Genomic DNA, 12,503 nt, shown 5'->3' on the forward strand with positions numbered 1-12,503 from the left:
CCGCGCGGCCTGCTCGTGCCCTGCCGCGGCCTGTTCGCTGGCGGCTGCCCGCGAAGCACTGGTGATTGCGGTTTGTGCGCTGCTTTGGGCGGTACCGGCGCTTTTGGCGGCCTCATCCCGCGCCCGCAGCAGTTCCAGCGCCATGTCTTCCGGCGTCTCGTCACTGGTGGGGGGCAGGATGACCGCCCGCTGGAGTTGTTCCAGCAGCTGCTGGCGTTCGGCCGTGGCCCTGTCGAGGCCCGTCTCGATGACTTCGGCATCGAAGCGGGTCCCGGACACCAGGTCGATCTGCTGCTCGAACGGCATGTTGCGGGTGATGGCCAGTTTCCAGCCCTCAGGCAGGGGCGCGCCGTCGTGGAGATAGGTCACGCTGCCGCCGTCGTCGTTCAGACGGGCCTTCCAGCCACTGGCAGGCCGGCTGGTGCCGTCGGGGCCGGTCAGGGTCACGGACAGCTGGTCCGTTCCCCAGACTTTGAAGGAAAAGGGAAAATCCGTGGCCGTACCGTTGCCTTCGAACAGGGCACGGCCGGGACTGTAGGGCATGGTCATGCGAACTCCGGGAAAGGGGCGGACATGGAACCGCCGTACGGTGAAGGGCGGACAGGCGCCGTCAGCGGGCCTGCAACCAGCTGTCGGGCAGGGGCAGGGGACGGCGTTCACTGGCATCGGACTGTCGGGCCTGGGGCAGACTGGCGCTGTAGAGCTGCTCCAGTTCCGCGATCTTCTGGCTGTTGCTCTTGAGCAGCGGCGCCGCCAGCAGGCAGGCCAGCTTGCGGGCCAGCATGTGGGCGAAAAGGTCGTCGAACTGATGGCAATGGCGCACGTCTTCCGTATAGAGCAGCAGGGCCCGGCTGGCGCTGGTGAGCAGGATGGTGGCATCACCGGCGGGATCCCGTGCAAGGCAAAAGGGACGGGGCAGCAGGCCTTCGTGCCGGACCTCGTGGGCCTTGAGGCAGGACTCGGGCAGGGCGTAGGCAAAGCGGTATTCCAGCTCGAATCCCGTGGGCAGGGCAAAGGCCCAGGGATAGTCCCGCAGGGCCTGCCGCCGGGCACTGTCCCAGTACAGGCGGCATTGCAGGGCCTCGGGCGTGTTCTCGTCTTCGGCGGCGATGCTGCGGGCGCCCAAAAAGCCCAGGGCCCGGTTCCAGATGGCTATCTGGGTCAGGGTATCCATATGTCTTCCTTGTGATGGCATCAGGCAGGGGGACACGGCTGTGTCCTCCATGACCCGGGGCTGCGGGACAGCACAGCCGTCCCGCTCCCCGGAAGGGAATGATCCTTGTCTGACGGTCGCGGACATGGACCTGTACGGATGGCCGGACATCACGAGGGCCCGGTTCCATCCCGTTCAAAAGGGCTAGCGCACGCGCAGTTCCTTTTCGTAGGGGAAGTCCTCCTCGCGCAGCAGGGCCGCGAAGACATGCCCGTCATGGCTGCCGCTCCCGGACGGGGCCAGCTTGAGACGCAGCCAGCTCTTGCGCACGGCCTGGGGCACGAAGCGCCAGCCCAGGCGGGCGCCTTCGCCCAGCTCTTCCCCCGGGACGCTGATGGCGGCGCCGGGCACGTCCTGCCATTCGCCATCGGCGCTGTCGGCCTCCTGCAGGGTCAGATCCAGCGAGGTGGTCTGTTCTTTGGCGAAGCCCCTGGTCACGGAGATGCGCAGCGGCATGGGCTCCATGCGGCCGGGCAGGCGCAGGGCCGTGAGGGCACAGCCTTGCCGGTGCTTTCGGCACTCAGGGGGCCTTCGAAAAGGATGCAATGACTGTCGATGATGGCCATGAAACCTCCTTGTTTCCTGAAAAAAATGCATGGGGATCGACCGGATGGCGGTCGTGCGGAGAGAAGAGAGACGGCGCCGGAAAGCATGCTCCGGATAACCAGAAAGCGAGAAGGAGACGACGCGCCTCCGGTGTCACCGTGCGGCTCTCTGCGGGCAGTGCCGGGGGCAGGATCCCGGCGGCAGCGGTGGTGCAGGATCGTCCCTTCTCGTGGACAGGGCCGCCTAGATGGAGGCCTCGTCCGAGGCGATGGCATCGCACTGGCGCACAGGGCGGCCGTGCAGCACGGGCACGGCCTTGGCATCGAAGAATTCGCCGTAGTGCAGCTGCACCTGCCCGGCATCGGAGTTCTGGAGTTCCAGCGCGGTGAGCACATCGGCGTTGGCGTACCAGACGGCTTTCTGGCGCAGATGCTGGGGCATGCGGTTCTTGGCTTCGATGGTCAGCTTCTGCAGGTCCACGAAACCTTCCTCGCCCTTTCGCTTGCCCAGCGCGGCCACGGGCACGTTGGCGATGCGCACCACCCCGCGCCAGTCGCGCACGGCCAGACCGCAGCGCCAGTTGTATTTGTCGCCCGTGACCTGATATTTGCGGCCGTTATCGTCCTGCGCCATGTAGGTCTTGAGGTCTTCGTGGGAAAGGCCGCCGCGGCTGCCCTTGGGGTAGATGCCGTGCACGGACTGCGGTCCCCAGGAGACCAGCCAGAGCGACGTGCAGCCGCCGTCGCGGCCACCGGCATCCAGCACGTTCTCGGCATCGCTGGCCGGGTAGCGCATGGCCAGACCGTTGAATTCGTCGGGGTTGCGGTTGCTGTCGCCGTAGAACAGGGTGCGGGCCACCTTCTGGCGCATGGCCTCGGCAAAGGCGATGCCCTCGCTCATGCGGAAGGAGCGGTCGCGGTCGCCGTACAGGCGGATCTCTTCCACATCCAGTTCCATGATGGCCTCAAGGATGCCGCAGCCTTCCTTGACCTGGGTCCATTGGGACTTGGCGGGCGGCGTGCCCTGATAGAGGCGGCGCCAGTACACGGCGGGCAGGCCGGTACGGATGCGCGTCAGATGGCCGTCGGACTGGTTGGCTTCCATCCAGGGCACGTCATCCATGATGTCGTTGGTCTTGTTCATCAGCTCGATGATCTGACCGGCCTTGTCGCCGCGATAGAACTGTTCCATTTCGGCCAGCGTGGCCACGAAACCCAGAGTGGCGGACATGAGATCTCCTTGGAAAAGGTGGTCGGTGAGGGGCCGTCATGGGCCCGGTATGCAAGGATGGAAAGAAGGAACGCTGTTGGGGCTGGCCCGGGCTGTGCAGCGCAGGACAGGCGGGGGAAAAGCAGGACAGAAGCCCTGCGGACGGGAGTCAGGAGCGGCCTCGGCCCGGGACGTCTGGCCGCCATGAGTGCGGCAAGGCAGATGTCCCAACGGAGCGGAGCGTTTTTGTCCCGGATCGGCGAGGCAGGCTGGGATCTCTTTCTCCCGGCTCCCTGCCCCCTGCGACCCGGGACAGGGCACGCTCATGAAGGCAGCGCCCGCGCCCGGCGCCGTCAGGAGCGCTGCGAGCTCCAGCCCGCGTACATGCGCTCTTCCAGGGGCGGCAGGCTGCCGCCGCCTTCGCTGCCGGGCAGGCTGTCTTCCAGCAGACTGTCGGCCAGACGATTGAAAAAGCGCAGCACGGCCGGATGGTTGCCGTAGCCGCTTTCTTCCAGCAGCCGGCCGATGCTCTTGTCCGTGTCGAAGCGGTCCAGGGCCAGCTGGGCCCGGGCCACGGTGGCGGACAGATGCTCGCCGCCCAGCTGCGGATCGTCGGCCACTTCCTGCCGCCACTGTTCCACCTGCTGCTGCCAGCGGGCACGGCGCAGAGCGTCGGTCTGGCGCAGATGGGCCTCCAGCCGGGCGGCGTCATCGGAGGGCCGGTTTTCCTGTCCCTCGGCGGGAGCCTGGCCGGGGGCGGCAGGCCGGCCTTCTTCCGGGCCGCTGCCCAGCAGGGGCGCCGCCGGGGGCGTCCCTCCTTCGTCGGCGGGCAGGCCGTAGAGACCGCTTTCCGGCCGGGGGGCCATGCCGCCTTCGTCAAAGATCGGTTCAGTTTCGGGCATCATCTTCCTCCTGTGTCAGAAAAAGTCGGGGCAGGTGGGAGGGATCGGCCTCCTGCAAAAGACGCAGCACAGCCACGCCCACATGGCGGCGGCCCTCCTCCCAGTAGATCTGTCCGGCCGGGGTCTCCGGGCCCGGACAGGCGGCGGTGAAGCAGAGCCCGGCCTGCAGCAGCCAGCGCAGCAGGTCGCGTCCTTCCGCCGAGGCCATGAGCCCGTCCACGGCCCGGCACAATCCGGCCCGCCAGCGCTGCCGTGCCGGGGAAACGGGGGCAGTGTTCCCGGCGGGAAAAAGCTGGTCATCGTGCATCATGCTCTCCTCCCGGGGGCGGCATCGTGCCGCCCGGCTGCGGCCGCAGGGCGGGGGAAGCCCCGGCGGCCAGGTTGGCCAGCACCTGCAGGACGGAGCTTTTTTCCCCTTCCACGGTCAGGTCGCTGTCGGCCAGGGTGTGGCCCAGGTCGGCGGCCTTCTGCAGCAGGGCCAGTTGCTGTTCCGTCTGCCGCGCCTCCTCGCGTCCGGCCCGCAGTCGGGCCCGTTCCTCGCGGGGGCGGGTCAGGTTCACGGGCAGGCCGAGGCTCTCGGCATAATTGTCCAGCAGGTTGTCCACATCCACGCTGTCCAGGGCTTCGGGCCAGGCCGAGGCCGCCTTGAGGGTCAGGGCCAGATACTGGTCCGTGGCGCTGATGCCCACCAGCTTCTGGGCCTGTGCCAGCAGGGAGACGAATTCCACCTTGAGGTGGCGTCCGCTCAGTTCCGGCGGGCAGGGGGGCAGCATGTCCAGGGCCAGCATGAGCCGGAAGGTGCGGTCGATGAGCGGGATCAGCAGTTCGTCGTGCAGGCGTTCCAGCACGGGGCCGATGAGCAGCAGCTTCTCTTCCTCGCGGGCGGCGATCTCGCTGGCCGTGACCTTGCTGCGGCCTTCCAGGATCAGGCGGAACAGATCGTTGTAGAGCCCGGCCCGTATCTGCTGCTGCACGGCTTCCATGGCGGAGCGCGCCTGGGCCAGGTCGGGCTTGACCTGCAGCAGGGGCGTGGCCACGGGCTGGTTCTGACCGGGCAGGCTGTCCACGAAATTGATGCCGCCGGGCGTCAGGTCGAGCCCCACGGAGCGCAGGCCCGCATGGACGCTCATGGGCGGATCCACGGCCTTGTGGATGGCCTTGAGCGTGGTGATGCCCATCTGCTGCAGCATGCGGCAGTCGGGCAGGGCATCCATGGCGGGCGAACGGCCATAGACATCATTGGCCGCCACGTCCCAGCGCGGGCCGAAACCGGGAAAGCCCATAAAGCCGGATTCCTTCAGGGGCACGACCTGTCCTTCCCGGCCTTCCAGCCAGTAGACCGAGGCCCAGGGCATGTGGCATGGCCCCGCCAGCCGGGGCCGGCGTTCCGTGCGCGGCAGCACGGCATGGATGACCGCATGGCGTTGGTCCGGCGTGCGCCGGGCCGCCAGACGCAGGTTCTCCGGCAGGGCCTCCGGACCGAAGCTCTGCACCATCTGGCGCAGGCTCATGTGCATGCGGTGGAAGACCGTATCCACCCGCCGGGCCGCGTCCGTATCCAGTACGTACTGTCCGGCGCAGAGCGGCACGAAGCGGAAGCCGTGGCGCAGGTCGGCCAGCTCGAAGACGAAAGCCGTGCCGAAGGTCCCCAGCTCCGCATAGATGGTGTGCATGGCGTTGTAGAAATTGCAGCGCTGCAGCACCACGCGCATGCGGGCTTCCACCTCATCCAGATAGCGCTGGCCCGCGTGGCTGCGTGAAAGGTCGGGGTCGTCCAGGGCCAGCCGGAACCAGGGCCGGGCCGGGCTTGTCATGCCGCCCTGCAGACCGGCGGCCAGGGTCCGCATGGCCAGGATGCCCGTGGCATCCACCAGCGAGCGGTTGAGCAGGGGGCGGTCGTCCAGGCTGTCGTCGGTACGGAAACGGGTGGGCAGAAAGTGCTCGGCCAGGCTCTCCCAGGCAGTGTCCCAGGGCGAACGCCGTTCCAGCAGGGCCCGGTAACGACGGGCCAGGGCCGGGACACGCAGGGCAAGACGCTCTTCGGTTTCCGGGCGTTCCGTCGCGGGAGCCGGGGCCCCCTGATGTCCTGCTCCGAGCAGGGCGCGCATCGCGGGGCGCTGTGCCGGGCGCATACTATTGCCCCAGCAGGGTCTTGCCGCGGTTCTCCTGCGAGGCCAGCGGCGTGGTGTGGATGGAGGCCCGGATGCCCGCGGCCTTGCTGGCCTTGTCCTTCTGGTTCTGGCGGGCGGCCGTGGCCGCCTCGGTGACGGGTTTGGGGGTGGCCGCCTTGGGAGCGGGCCGGACTTCCGGTACGCTGGGGCTGGAGGATCCTCCGAATCCCATATGTCCTCCTTGGGGATGAAGGTTGTTTACTGGGTGGCTCTGTGACAGGATGGAGAGTTTTTTATGGCGCGGGCCAGTGTTTCGGGTGTGCAGAGCAGCTGGATGCCGTCCACATGGATGCGGCGCCGGGCCAGCCAGCAGGCGTCGGGCAGGCGTCCCGTGATGACGAAGCCGCAATCCGTGGCCAGACGCCGGGCATGGCGGTTGCTGACCGGGCACAGGCCCCAGAGCGCGCTGGTCTCCGTATGCCGGAAGACCCAGCGGAAGGCGGCGCGGGCCAGCGGCACGGCCAGCGGAAAAGCCGGGCGGAAGACCGTGAAGTCGAATTCCCGGATCTGTCCCCGCCAGGGACTGAACAGCCCGCAGGCCAGGGCCGTACCGTCAGGGGCCGTGGCCTGCAGGAGCAGGCGGCCGGGAGCACTGACCAGACGCAGCCAGTCGTCTTCCCGGGGATGGGCCCAGGCGTACATGGCACAGCCCGTGAGCCCTTCCCGGCACATGCGGGCGAAGAGGGCTTTCCGGCCCGCATCGTCCCGGACAGCTTCCAGAAGGAAAGCGTCCCGCACGTCGGTCTGGTCGCAGGGCTGTGTATTCGTGTGTTCCATGCGGGCTCCTGTTGTTTCCGGTATTGCCGGGGTGGGTGAGCGCGGGGCCATCGGCGGCGTGGCTGGAGCCGTCATGCAGCGGGCCGGAGGAGAACTGTTCCTGCCGGGGCCGCCATTGCCGCCGGTAGGAGCGCAGGGCCGCCAGTCCGGCGGCACAGTGACGGCTGTCGAACCAGAGCCGGGGCAAGGCGCGGCGCACGGCATCGATGCCGTCGGCCAGCGGCAGGGACGGCGCGATGTCGAAACGGATGCCCAGACGGGCGGCGCTTTCCAGACGGCTCTGGCCCGTGCCCAGTTCCCGTACCCGGATGTCGTGCGGGGCCAGATGACGGCCGTAGCAAAAGCCGCGTCCCGCAAGGCCGTCGGTCGTGGCCGTTCCTTCCGGCCGGGCCTTGGCGCCCAGCACGGCCGCGTAATGGGCCAGGCCCTCGCCGCTGGCTTCGTAATAGTCCAGCATACGCCAGGTACCGGAGGGTTCCACCTGGAAGAACCAGATGGCCGTGGCGTCATCCATGCCCAGGTCCCAGGCCGTATGCACGGGCAGATCGGGGCTCACCGGCAGGGGGCAGATGCGTCCCGCCAGATCGGCGGCATCCAGCTGGGCGGCATAGTAGGCCCCGCGCACGGCGGCGGCGAAGGAACACTCGAATTCCTGCTGGTACTCGGCCTCGCTCATGCCGCTGCGGGCGGCATCCAGTTCGGCCTGCGGCAGATAGCCTGTCTGCGAGGCCGGGAAGCGGAAGCGTGACCAGCCCTCCGCCGCTCCCAGGCTGCCCGCCAGCTGCCAGACATCGTGCAGCAGGTTGTCGCAGCCCTTGGGCGTGCCGCAAAACAGGGCCCGTCCCCGCCGATCGGCCAGCGCGGGACGCAGGATCTGGCTCCAGACCTCGCGGGGGATGTCGGCGGGCTCGTCCAGCACCAGATCGTCCAGATACAGGCCGCGCAGGGCCTGGGCATTGTCCGTGCCGTACAGGCGGATGCGCGCGCCGTTGGGCAGGTCACAGCGCAATTCGCCTTCGTGGAAGCGGGTGCCGGGGATGACGCCCGCAAAATGCCGCAGATAGTCCCAGGCCACGGCCTTGGCCTGTCCCAGATAGGGAGCGGCGTAGGCGGCGCGCCAGTCCGTCCGCGAGGTACGCAGGGCCGCCCGCAGGAGATCGTTGACGGCAGCCACGGTCTTGCCGAAACGGCGGTGGCAGAGCAGCACGCAAAAGCGGGTGCGCTGCTGGTGGAAGCGCCATTGCAGCGGGCGCGGCGCATAGGGGATGATGCAGGGCGTTTCCATGTCGGTCTCGGCGGGATTCAAAGGTTACGGAGGGCCATTTTCCGGCTCTTGTCCGGCCCAGATGACGCGCAGGGGCGCGGGGGATTTCCGGTCGCCGTCCTGTGACGTGCCCTCCTGCTCCAGCGTGCGGGCAAGGGCGTGCAGCTCCTTGATCTCTTTGACGATATCGATGCTTTTTTCCGAGACATCGGCAGTGTCGAGGTGTTGGGTCAGGCGTTGCAGGCGTTCGTGCAGGGCTTTTTCCAGCGGGCTTTTCCGGTGGCGGCGTACCGGCATCACTGCACCTCCCTCGGGGGGCGGCAGTGCAACAGGGCGGGCAAGGCGGCACCGGGCAGCTGCTGCCAGCGGTCTTCCTGCCGTTCCAGATGCCGCTCCAGACGTTGCAGCAGACGCTCCAGTCCGTAGAAGCGCGCTTCCTGGGCCTGCAACTGGCTGTGCAGGCGGCCTGCGTCCTCCCGCAGGGAGCGCACCTCGTCGGCCAGCGGCGTCAGGAGCTCCCGCTCCTGCGCCAGAGCCTGTTCCAGCCGGTCGAGGCGGCGCAGCCACAGGGCTTCCCGTTGCTGTTCGTCCTGGCGACAGCGCAGATGCTCGGCCTGCGGGACGAAGTTGCGGCGCAGGCTCCACAGGGCCCAGAGCAGCAGCCCCTGTAGCAGGGCCAGCAGCAGGGGCAGGAGCGCGGCAGGCAGATGGGTGGTCATGGACATCTCCGTGGTTCAGAAGGGCAGGCCCAGCATGCCGGCCAGCAGGCTCAGGATCTGGTCCAGGGCCGGGGGCGGCAGGTCATCCAGCAGGTCGGGCGCCAGCAGGGGCAGGAGCAGCAGGCGCACGGGCACTTCCCAGCAAAAGAGCAGGGCCAGCACCCAGCCCAGGAAGGAACGCCACAGGCGCAGCACACTGGAAGGGGCATGTTCCGTTTCCCGTTCGTTGAGGCGGATCTGGGCGGCCAGCAGTTCCTGCCGTTCCCGGCTGCTGCCTGTCAGGTCGCGCAACAGGCGGGTGCCCAGATCGCGCAGCAGGTTCCACATCACTGCGCCTCCCGTTCCAGATCGGCCAGATGCTGGTGCAGGGCCTTCACCCTGTTGCGCCAGCCCGCCAGAAAGACCTTCATGGACGGGCGGGACGCGGCCAGACGGCGATAGAAGGCATCGCGCAGGCGCAGGCTGCTCCGGGCCGCGTACCAGTCCAGATGCACGTCGGCCAGTGCGTTGGCCAGCTCGCGGGTGTCCGGGCCCATGATGCCGTCCTCGGCGATGGGGGAGTAGTGGTCGAGCTGGGTCTCGCCCGTGGCGTTCATGGCTTCCTGCAACTGCTTCACGGCCCGGCCGGCGCCCATGTTGACCGCGCCGTCATAGAGCGTGACGGCCAGCGGCAGGGGCAGGCGGTCGCAGCCCAGGGCCTCCCAGAAATGCCTGCGGAACAGGCGGGCCGCCTGCTCTTTGGTACAGGCGCGGATATCGTCGGCGTCGATGTCGCCGTCATTGTCCAGATCGAGGCTGAAGTAGTCGCAGTCCGGGCCCGTACGCCGGGGGCAGGTATCGCACTGCCGGGCATCGCGCAGGCAGCGCTCCCTGGCCTGCCGGGCCAGATCCGTGACCCAGCGCAGGGAAATGCCGTGATTGGTGATGCCGCCGGGATCGGCTTCATGGTCGGAAAGGCCGCCTTCCCAGCGGGCCGTGAACGTATGGGCCAAAGTGAAGTTGTCGCGCATATGCCCTCCTGCATGGCGGTGGAATGATGGCGGGGCGGTGTCGCACCCGTGAGGCCACCATGCCGGAAAAGGGCGTCGGCGTAAGTTTGAAGGATTTCAGTAGCGACGTTGCGGGAAGCGGGCGAGGGAAAGACCTCGCTGGGGAAAGGTGGGCGGAAGGCAGGGGCGCCGGAGGGAAGGCGCTGCACCCGCCTGCGGGAAGCGTATGATGCCCATGTCGGCAAGGCGGCGGGACGCGGACAAAAAACGGGAAAGGCCGCAGCCTTTCCCGTCCGCCTGAAAGGGAGATGGGGGGATCAGCCCCTGAGGGCGTTGCCGGTATCGGGAAGGGCCCTGGCCGGCAGTTCCGCCTCCTGCTTGAGCAGCTGCCAGACGCGCCGGTCCGTGATGCCGTAACGGCGGGCCAGGAAGCGCACCTCGGTATTGCTGGAGGTGCCAGCGGCGGTATGGCGGCTGAACGCGCCGAGCAGTTCCCGCTGACGGACCTGACGGGCAAGGCGGGCGCAGCGGGGGATATACAGGCTTGTGCCGCCGTAGGCGCCCAGCAGGCGGCGCAAGGCGGGCTCGGGCAGCAGGGCGCGCAGCAGATGCCCTTCCGTCGGGAAGCGGCGGGGGATGCGCAGCGTCAGGCCGCCGCAGTGGCTCAGGAGCCTGTGCAGGGCGGCATCGTCTTCCAGCACCTGCCGCAGCAGGCGCACGCTCTCGGGCAAAAGGGGCAGCAGGCTGTCCCAGTCCGCAGGGGCAGCGGCCGTATCGCAGGGCCGGGAGGGCAGGGCGGGCCTGCTACTGGACCACATGGCGGGCCTCCGGGGCCAGGGACCTGTGGGGATGCGGACTATGCCCCTCCACCGGCGGTTCCGTCCCGTCCCGCCATGCTCCGTGGGCGCAGGTCCCGGCAGCCGGGAAAGCTTCCGGGACAGGGGGCGTGACATCACCGGGCTGGCGGGGACCGGCCTGCATGTCTTCCAGCATGCGGGCGATGCGGCGCAATTGTGCTGCCGCCCAGAGCAGGGAGCCCTCGGCGGGTTCTTCCTCGCTGTCGGAGGGCTGCGTCAGGAGACGCTGGAGCTGTTCCAGGGATCGTGTGTTCATGTGGGCTACTCCCTTTCTGATGATGGGCACGGCGTTCCGCGCCGGTAGGCTGCGGAAAAGTTGTGTTACGAAAGGTTTTCTTTTGCCCGGGAAAAGCGGGCCCGGTCTGCTGTATCCATTGCCATTAGTTACAGGTTGTTCTATGTTTGACAGCAGCCATAGCCGTACTATTTACATGTTTTCCTTTCTCAATCAAAGGAAAAATTTTTAACTTTTCTTTTAAAAATATTTAATATCTTGTTTTTTATGGATAAAAATTTTTGGAGCGCGCATGGAAGATAAAAATAGATTTTCCTATATCTCAACGCAGGGCTTTGCCGACCGCCTGCGCCGTCGCCGTCTTGGCCTCGGCCTGCGCAAGCAGGATCTTGCCGCACAGGTAGGGGTCAGCCTGACCACCATCCAGCAGTACGAGAACGGCCAGTTGCCCAAAGGGGAGTTCGCCGTCCGGCTGGGGGCTGCCCTGCGCTGTTCGCTGGACTGGCTGCTGGCCGGTCAGGGCAGTGTGGAAGGGACCCTGCAGGATCAATGGGCCGGGCTGGTCATGGTGCCCATGGTGGAGGCGCGTCTTTCCGCCGGTACGGGGAGCTTCGAGACCAGTGCCGATGTGGTGCGCCACTACGCCTTCCGCGAGGACTTTTTGCGGCGCAAGGGCAGCCCGTCGCATATGGCCCTGCTGCGGGTCTCCGGTGACAGCATGGAGCCCCGCATCTGCCACAACGACGTGGTCCTCGTGGACCAGAGCCAGAAAGACCCGGTGCCCGGCCGCATCTATGCCGTGAGCGTGGAGGATCTGGTCTACCTCAAGGTGGTCAATGCCATGCCGGGGCGCCTGATCCTCAGCAGCTATAACCCCGCCTACCCGCCCATCGAGGCCTGCACCACCGACCAGCTGGCCGACCTGGTGCGCATCGTGGGGCGGGCGGTCTGGGTGGGGCGTGAGCTCGATTGACGGCACGTCCCGCGAGCCGTGGGCGATTCATTAAACATAGTAAAAAACTTTATTTTTTTATTCTGTAAAATCAATATAATAACAAAAAATATCCATGACGCAGGCGTTTTTTTGGCCTGTGCTGACACTTTGCTGACAGCCGCAGGCGCAGTGTGGAGATGCGGACAGGGCCCAGTCCGCAAGGGCCGGAGACCTACCGTGCCCCCACCCGCAACTGTTACGGATGGCGGCCATGCCGCCAGAAGGAGATATCCCATGCGTCTGCTGCTTTCTTGTATGATGGTTCTTGCTCTTGCTTTCCCCGCCATGGCCGCCCAGGGCGGCTTCCAGGGCCCGGGACAGGCTCCCGGCGGTTTCCAGGGGCCCACGTCCGGCGTCCAGGCCGATACCGTGGCCAAGGCCCTCAAAGCCTGGGACGATGCGCCGGTGATGCTGACGGGCCATATCGTGGAGCGTGTGGCCGGCAGCGATGACAAATACAATTTCCGTGACGCCACCGGTACCATCGTGGTAGAGATCGACCATGAAGTGTTCGCCGGCCGTACGGTGACGCCCGCCGACCGGGTGCGCCTTTCCGGCAAGCTGGACAAGGAGATGATGGATCCCACCAAGGTCGACGTGAAGGTCCTGGAAATCCTCAAGTAGTCT

General features: G+C 67.1%; 18 protein-coding genes. 2 read left to right on the forward strand and 16 right to left on the reverse strand.

Annotated elements, in window-relative coordinates:
- The 16 genes from DESPIG_RS14050 to DESPIG_RS14055 form a co-directional block, all read right to left on the reverse strand.
- On the reverse strand, positions 1–549 hold a 549-nt coding region (locus DESPIG_RS14050; RefSeq protein ID WP_006006086.1), incomplete at its 3' end, for a hypothetical protein.
- 61 nt (positions 550–610) lie between these two features.
- Positions 611–1,174, reverse strand: a complete 564-nt coding sequence (locus tag DESPIG_RS05630) for a phage connector family protein (protein ID WP_006006087.1) — start codon at positions 1,172–1,174, stop codon at positions 611–613.
- A gap of 183 nt (positions 1,175–1,357) precedes the next feature.
- Positions 1,358–1,669 (reverse strand): hypothetical protein, encoded by a 312-nt coding sequence (locus DESPIG_RS05635; RefSeq protein ID WP_040369481.1) that lies wholly within the window; start codon positions 1,667–1,669, stop codon positions 1,358–1,360.
- A gap of 333 nt (positions 1,670–2,002) precedes the next feature.
- The gene (locus DESPIG_RS05640; RefSeq protein WP_006006090.1) at positions 2,003–2,989 is read right to left on the reverse strand and encodes a major capsid protein; all 987 of its coding nucleotides are present in this window, start codon (positions 2,987–2,989) and stop codon (positions 2,003–2,005) included.
- 332 nt (positions 2,990–3,321) lie between these two features.
- Positions 3,322–3,873 (reverse strand): hypothetical protein, encoded by a 552-nt coding sequence (locus DESPIG_RS14235; RefSeq protein WP_006006092.1) that lies wholly within the window; start codon positions 3,871–3,873, stop codon positions 3,322–3,324.
- Positions 3,857–4,180: a hypothetical protein gene (locus DESPIG_RS05650; RefSeq protein ID WP_006006093.1), complete on the reverse strand. Its 324-nt coding sequence runs from the start codon at positions 4,178–4,180 to the stop codon at positions 3,857–3,859. The genes DESPIG_RS14235 and DESPIG_RS05650 overlap by 17 nt, the downstream gene beginning before the upstream one ends.
- Complete coding sequence (locus DESPIG_RS05655; protein ID WP_006006095.1) at positions 4,167–6,002, reverse strand: portal protein; 1,836 nt, start codon at positions 6,000–6,002, stop codon at positions 4,167–4,169. The genes DESPIG_RS05650 and DESPIG_RS05655 overlap by 14 nt, the downstream gene beginning before the upstream one ends.
- Before the next feature lies 1 nt (position 6,003).
- A complete protein-coding gene (locus DESPIG_RS05660; RefSeq protein WP_006006096.1) occupies positions 6,004–6,213 on the reverse strand; it encodes a hypothetical protein in 210 nt (69 codons plus the stop codon).
- A 26-nt stretch (positions 6,214–6,239) separates the two neighbouring features.
- Complete coding sequence (locus DESPIG_RS05665; RefSeq protein ID WP_040369486.1) at positions 6,240–6,683, reverse strand: GNAT family N-acetyltransferase; 444 nt, start codon at positions 6,681–6,683, stop codon at positions 6,240–6,242.
- On the reverse strand, positions 6,595–8,103 hold the full coding sequence (locus DESPIG_RS05670) for a terminase large subunit (RefSeq protein ID WP_040369512.1): 1,509 nt from the start codon (positions 8,101–8,103) through the stop codon (positions 6,595–6,597). The genes DESPIG_RS05665 and DESPIG_RS05670 overlap by 89 nt, the downstream gene beginning before the upstream one ends.
- 24 nt (positions 8,104–8,127) lie before the next feature.
- Complete coding sequence (locus DESPIG_RS05675; RefSeq protein WP_040369488.1) at positions 8,128–8,379, reverse strand: hypothetical protein; 252 nt, start codon at positions 8,377–8,379, stop codon at positions 8,128–8,130.
- Complete coding sequence (locus tag DESPIG_RS05680; RefSeq protein WP_040369490.1) at positions 8,379–8,801, reverse strand: hypothetical protein; 423 nt, start codon at positions 8,799–8,801, stop codon at positions 8,379–8,381. Before DESPIG_RS05680 ends, DESPIG_RS05675 begins: the two co-directional genes overlap by 1 nt.
- A gap of 15 nt (positions 8,802–8,816) precedes the next feature.
- The gene (locus DESPIG_RS12825; protein WP_006006106.1) at positions 8,817–9,128 is read right to left on the reverse strand and encodes a hypothetical protein; all 312 of its coding nucleotides are present in this window, start codon (positions 9,126–9,128) and stop codon (positions 8,817–8,819) included.
- Entirely contained in the window at positions 9,128–9,811 is a 684-nt protein-coding gene (locus DESPIG_RS05685) for a glycoside hydrolase family 108 protein (protein WP_006006108.1), read from the reverse strand. Before DESPIG_RS05685 ends, DESPIG_RS12825 begins: the two co-directional genes overlap by 1 nt.
- A gap of 296 nt (positions 9,812–10,107) precedes the next feature.
- On the reverse strand, positions 10,108–10,608 hold the full coding sequence (locus DESPIG_RS12830) for a Mor transcription activator family protein (protein ID WP_006006111.1): 501 nt from the start codon (positions 10,606–10,608) through the stop codon (positions 10,108–10,110).
- Positions 10,595–10,903 (reverse strand): hypothetical protein, encoded by a 309-nt coding sequence (locus DESPIG_RS14055; RefSeq protein ID WP_006006115.1) that lies wholly within the window; start codon positions 10,901–10,903, stop codon positions 10,595–10,597. Before DESPIG_RS14055 ends, DESPIG_RS12830 begins: the two co-directional genes overlap by 14 nt.
- Positions 10,904–11,174: 271 nt before the next feature.
- On the opposite strand from DESPIG_RS14055, the gene DESPIG_RS05700 reads away from it, so the two are divergent.
- Together DESPIG_RS05700 and DESPIG_RS05705 are read left to right on the forward strand one after the other, a co-directional pair.
- A complete protein-coding gene (locus DESPIG_RS05700) occupies positions 11,175–11,855 on the forward strand; it encodes an XRE family transcriptional regulator (RefSeq protein ID WP_006006117.1) in 681 nt (226 codons plus the stop codon).
- 255 nt (positions 11,856–12,110) lie between these two features.
- Positions 12,111–12,500: a YgiW/YdeI family stress tolerance OB fold protein gene (locus tag DESPIG_RS05705; protein ID WP_040369492.1), complete on the forward strand. Its 390-nt coding sequence runs from the start codon at positions 12,111–12,113 to the stop codon at positions 12,498–12,500.
- Positions 12,501–12,503 lie beyond the last annotated feature (3 nt).

Origin of the sequence: Desulfovibrio piger ATCC 29098 (genome assembly GCF_000156375.1) — a bacterium.
Lineage (GTDB): Bacteria > Desulfobacterota > Desulfovibrionia > Desulfovibrionales > Desulfovibrionaceae > Desulfovibrio > Desulfovibrio piger.

Bases quoted from the DNA above. Each gene is read 5' to 3' on its own strand.
- DESPIG_RS05630 (WP_006006087.1), bottom strand. From the start codon at position 1,174: ATGGATACCCTGACCCAGATAGCCATCTGGAACCGGGCCCTGGGCTTT.
- DESPIG_RS05635 (WP_040369481.1), bottom strand. From the start codon at position 1,669: ATGCCGCTGCGCATCTCCGTGACCAGGGGCTTCGCCAAAGAACAGACC.
- DESPIG_RS05640 (WP_006006090.1), bottom strand. From the start codon at position 2,989: ATGTCCGCCACTCTGGGTTTCGTGGCCACGCTGGCCGAAATGGAACAG.
- DESPIG_RS14235 (WP_006006092.1), bottom strand. From the start codon at position 3,873: ATGATGCCCGAAACTGAACCGATCTTTGACGAAGGCGGCATGGCCCCC.
- DESPIG_RS05650 (WP_006006093.1), bottom strand. From the start codon at position 4,180: ATGATGCACGATGACCAGCTTTTTCCCGCCGGGAACACTGCCCCCGTT.
- DESPIG_RS05655 (WP_006006095.1), bottom strand. From the start codon at position 6,002: ATGCGCCCGGCACAGCGCCCCGCGATGCGCGCCCTGCTCGGAGCAGGA.
- DESPIG_RS05660 (WP_006006096.1), bottom strand. From the start codon at position 6,213: ATGGGATTCGGAGGATCCTCCAGCCCCAGCGTACCGGAAGTCCGGCCC.
- DESPIG_RS05665 (WP_040369486.1), bottom strand. From the start codon at position 6,683: ATGTACGCCTGGGCCCATCCCCGGGAAGACGACTGGCTGCGTCTGGTC.
- DESPIG_RS05670 (WP_040369512.1), bottom strand. From the start codon at position 8,103: ATGGAAACGCCCTGCATCATCCCCTATGCGCCGCGCCCGCTGCAATGG.
- DESPIG_RS05675 (WP_040369488.1), bottom strand. From the start codon at position 8,379: ATGCCGGTACGCCGCCACCGGAAAAGCCCGCTGGAAAAAGCCCTGCAC.
- DESPIG_RS05680 (WP_040369490.1), bottom strand. From the start codon at position 8,801: ATGACCACCCATCTGCCTGCCGCGCTCCTGCCCCTGCTGCTGGCCCTG.
- DESPIG_RS12825 (WP_006006106.1), bottom strand. From the start codon at position 9,128: ATGTGGAACCTGCTGCGCGATCTGGGCACCCGCCTGTTGCGCGACCTG.
- DESPIG_RS05685 (WP_006006108.1), bottom strand. From the start codon at position 9,811: ATGCGCGACAACTTCACTTTGGCCCATACGTTCACGGCCCGCTGGGAA.
- DESPIG_RS12830 (WP_006006111.1), bottom strand. From the start codon at position 10,608: ATGTGGTCCAGTAGCAGGCCCGCCCTGCCCTCCCGGCCCTGCGATACG.
- DESPIG_RS14055 (WP_006006115.1), bottom strand. From the start codon at position 10,903: ATGAACACACGATCCCTGGAACAGCTCCAGCGTCTCCTGACGCAGCCC.
- DESPIG_RS05700 (WP_006006117.1), top strand. From the start codon at position 11,175: ATGGAAGATAAAAATAGATTTTCCTATATCTCAACGCAGGGCTTTGCC.
- DESPIG_RS05705 (WP_040369492.1), top strand. From the start codon at position 12,111: ATGCGTCTGCTGCTTTCTTGTATGATGGTTCTTGCTCTTGCTTTCCCC.